3 protein-coding genes and 1 pseudogene are annotated in these 3,650 nt (G+C 55.2%); 2 read left to right on the forward strand and 2 right to left on the reverse strand.

Features of this window, described 5'->3' with window-relative positions:
- Together EGM97_RS25975 and EGM97_RS25980 are read left to right on the forward strand one after the other, a co-directional pair.
- A pseudogene (locus EGM97_RS25975) lies at positions 1-111 on the forward strand (IS5/IS1182 family transposase); the annotation flags it as partial.
- A gap of 166 nt (positions 112-277) precedes the next feature.
- Positions 278-2,089 (forward strand): hypothetical protein, encoded by a 1,812-nt coding sequence (locus tag EGM97_RS25980; protein ID WP_238964971.1) that lies wholly within the window; start codon positions 278-280, stop codon positions 2,087-2,089.
- Between the two features lie 273 nt (positions 2,090-2,362).
- Here EGM97_RS25980 and EGM97_RS25985 read toward each other — a convergent pair whose 3' ends face one another.
- The gene (locus EGM97_RS25985; protein ID WP_238964972.1) at positions 2,363-2,548 is read right to left on the reverse strand and encodes a hypothetical protein; all 186 of its coding nucleotides are present in this window, start codon (positions 2,546-2,548) and stop codon (positions 2,363-2,365) included.
- An 83-nt stretch (positions 2,549-2,631) separates the two neighbouring features.
- Positions 2,632-3,567 carry a 3'-5' exonuclease gene (locus EGM97_RS25990; protein WP_477788890.1) on the reverse strand — a complete coding sequence of 312 codons (936 nt, stop codon included), beginning with the start codon at positions 3,565-3,567 and terminating at the stop codon, positions 2,632-2,634.
- Positions 3,568-3,650 lie beyond the last annotated feature (83 nt).

The following is a 3,650-nucleotide window of genomic DNA, read 5'->3' on the forward strand; positions in this document are numbered from 1 at the left end:
AACCGCCGCATCGTGACGCGCTTTGACAAACTCGCGAAAAGTTATGCGGCGATGGTCTCACTGGCTTGTGCCATGCGGTGTTTGCGACATTACTTTTCGTACAGAGCCTAGGGGGTTGCGCACTTTTTGAGTCAGCCGTTGGCATGCATCGCGGCGGGACAAAAGAGGGTCGGGCTCCATCCTAAAGTTAAGTAGACGCCAATGATGGCGTTGGGCTACCTTTTGCCAAGCTGTGGCCGGGTCAGCTTACCTGGCGATCATGGGTAAGGATGCGGTTATGATCAATGAGCTCCAAGCTAGTAAGTCTTGCTACTTCTATAAGCAACACCGTCCCATTACTGCCAAGGCCATCTCTGCCGTGTTTCGGACGGTCCGGGCAGGCCAGATTGCGCCATCCAATAACCATTTTAGCTACAACCGCGAGCAATACGGGAATGCCTACTGGTCTGCGCTCTGCTTTCAGTTTGATCGTAAGCCGGCGTTCCTGGCTGGCTCCACGTCGATTATGGAGAGGGTGAGCGGATACTTGCTGATCGTGGAGTACGAAGACCATGTCGCGGTGTTCAAATCGCAGCTCGATCTGCCCGCGGAGTTTGTCAAAACGCACCTGGTGCGGATGAGCGCGCAGAATATTGATAACGGGCTCACCTCTGAAGACGCTGTATTTGACCGCGTACGGTTGCGTCATATGACGACGTCACGACTGGCGCTGCGCAGCAAAACCCTCGAAGCCCCGGATTTACGGAATGCTGTAGGTATGGCGTCATCCGGCCGCTTCGCGCCATTGGGATATAGCTTCCTGCAAGATGGGGAGCATTACTCGACGACTCCTCGTACTGGCCGCATCTCACAGCGCTCAGACCGTTCCGGGTATGAGCAGCTAGTGAGGTTCGCCTGCGAAATCATTGATCAAATCAAGCTGAAGGGCGAAGTGGCGTCTGCTGGCTTCCTGAGTGCATTCGCTCGACCCATGGAGCTGTCGCAACTCAAGGCGGTGCCCAATCAGCTTGGGGTAGACACGGCACTCCTGCAGGACGCCATTTTTGAGCTCAACGAGATTAGGTTCGTCAAGCCAGATGGAGCGGGTCATCGGGAACTGAACCGGCTGGAAACCGAAGAGGTGCTGCAGGAGTTGAGTACTGTGTTCTTGGTGGAGAAGACGAAGACCAAGCTTCTTCTCAAGGATCCGGTAAGCGGCGCTGAGGTCGGTGAAATCGTCGTAAACAAATCTCGGATCTCGTTCAAGCAGTTGGACTTGCCCGCGATCAAAGATGTGGCCGTGGAAAGGGCAGATCTGCCTGTAGGCACAGATGCCGACCGTATTCCCCTGAGAAGATTTATTGATCGTACTGACACATTCATCGTTCTTTTTGATGCACCCCAATTCGCGTACATCGATGGCAGCCTGTACCAGGATGATTCGCTGACCAATGGTGGGGCTTCGTTCCTCGGATACCTGTTCAAGGATAAAGAGCTTGCTAAGGTTACGGATGAGAAAGGGGACTTCAAGGCAACCCAGGTCGCATTCGACTCAGACTCCACGTTTGGAGTGATTTTGGCAACGATCGCCGCTGAGGACGACATCGTCGTCTGTGATGACCTGGGCGACGAATGGGCTGATTTCATTGGCTTAAAGACTGATCCGGGAGCGCCCCGCATCACGTTCTATCATGCCAAGCACGGTGCTCTCTCTTTGGGAGCAAGCCCGTTCCATATTTCGGTCAGCCAAGCTATCAAGAACCTGGGAAGCCTCGGACTCCCAGCAGCTAAAATGCGATCGAAGTACCGCAAATGGCGAAAGCCCTACAAAAATGACAGTACAACCACGAATATCAGTCGGTTCTGCAAGGGCGATGCTGCAGCCGCTGTCGCCGGCATGAACCTTTGCCGCGACGCCCCGCATACCATGAAGCGAGTCGCCATTGTCACCTCATCCCTCAGCAAAGCGGCCGTCAGTGATGCCTTCAAAAGTATTCAGGCGGGAGGTAATGCCGATCCCTACTTTGTGCAGCTGTATTGGTTGCTGTCCTCGTTCTTTGCTGCCTGTGCAGAGGTAGGTGCATTTGGCTGTGTGATTTGCCAAGAATGAGACTTTTCCGGGGGATGGTTGACGCGCCGGAACAACTGACGAGGACATGAGGATGAGCAGTGATGGGGGAGTGCACCTGTATCATCCTTCTGCCATCTGGTCCTGAGGCACTCCAAGCTGCAGGTCGAGCGGGCGCTGATTGCTTAGATGATCGAGCTCGCCGGCTGTAGTGAGGATATGGATACGGTTCGAATGGGCAGTCGTGGCAACAGGCGATCCACTTGGCCTAGGGCGCAGCCGAACAAGCGCTGTCCGAACAGCGGCAGGTGTTACTCACCTAGAGAGAGCCGCTCGCGGCAGTTGAGGATCAAGCATCACCGGGATGCCGCCCAGCATCGTCAGCAGGCGGCGGCGGTCTGCCGATCTACCGTTGAAGCCCTGGAGCAGCAGGTGCGGCAAACGATCAAGGCCGAACGCAAGAGCGGCGCCGCCCAAAAAGCGCTGATTGTGTTTTCTCATGGCCACCTATGACTTCTGGGCTTTGATACTTCTCTTAATGGTCAGATCTTGCGTCAGCAAGATGTAAGCGAGCGAGGCGGATATCAACCACTCAGACTGCGCCGATATAGCTCATCAACCCAGGGCGATTGATTGTTCCCCTGATACACTAGGCACAACTCTCTACGAGGGCGCGTGACGCCGACATAGAAGAGTCTCCGGGCTTCACGCAGTGCAGAAGTACTTCGGTTGTCTCGCGCGTTGGGAATATCGCCCTGATTGATACCGAACAGGATGACAGCGTCGAACTCGCGGCCTTTGACACTGTGCAGCGTGCTCAAGGTCACTCGGCCAGTGCCGTCGAATCGGCCGGCAAAGGTGTTGAGCGGAATGTCACGACCCTCCGCCGGATCGGTTCGCGCGATCATCTCGGAACAAACCTCCCATTCCTGGTGGACGTTTCGGGCAATGGCCCGCCAAGGCACGATCAACTCCTGATAAGCACGGTGTAGCCAAGTATGAGTGGTTTCGCCTGCATCAATGCTGCTGCGCAGAAATGCCATCAGCTGGAGTGATAGTGCATCCTCCTCTGCCTCATTCGCACGTCCTCCGTAGACAAGTGAGCGCGCCTGGCTGAGTAGTCGACCATAAGGTGGAGCTGCAACACACCACCCGCCAGTAACCCAGCCGGCACAGGACTCTATGAAGCGAGCAAGGTAGGAACTGCGTTTCACCAGCGCGTTGCCGTCAGTACGGACAAAGGTGCTGTTTGCACTTTCAAGCGCAACCGCAACCTTGTCACCGAGCCAGGCAGCGCGGTAGAGAATCGCGACCTGTTCGGCTTGAAACCCACTTGCTATGAGATGGGGTAAGACGGTTTTGGCGATATACGACGCTTGCTGGTCAAGGCCTCCCGGAACCGGAAAAAAGCTTAAATTTCCCTCTGAGGCACCTTCCACACCACAATAATCACGCTCCTCGCCAAGCGCAGCCATTGAGGCGTTGATGATCTTCTGTAGTGGTCTAATGAAACCGGACACCCATTTAGGCGAGAATGCTCGCCAGATAGAGGTGTCTGATGACCAAGCAACGTCGTTCCTTTTCCGCTGAATTCAAACGCGAG

Origin of the sequence: Pseudomonas sp. AF32 (genome assembly GCF_022342325.2) — a bacterium.
Taxonomy (GTDB): Bacteria; Pseudomonadota; Gammaproteobacteria; order Pseudomonadales; family Pseudomonadaceae; genus Aquipseudomonas; species Aquipseudomonas uvaldensis.

What these genes read in the sequence shown, in the direction of transcription:
- EGM97_RS25980 (WP_238964971.1), top strand. Translation starts at nt 278, where the DNA reads ATGATCAATGAGCTCCAAGCTAGTAAGTCTTGCTACTTCTATAAGCAA.
- EGM97_RS25985 (WP_238964972.1), bottom strand. Translation starts at nt 2,548, where the DNA reads ATGAGAAAACACAATCAGCGCTTTTTGGGCGGCGCCGCTCTTGCGTTC.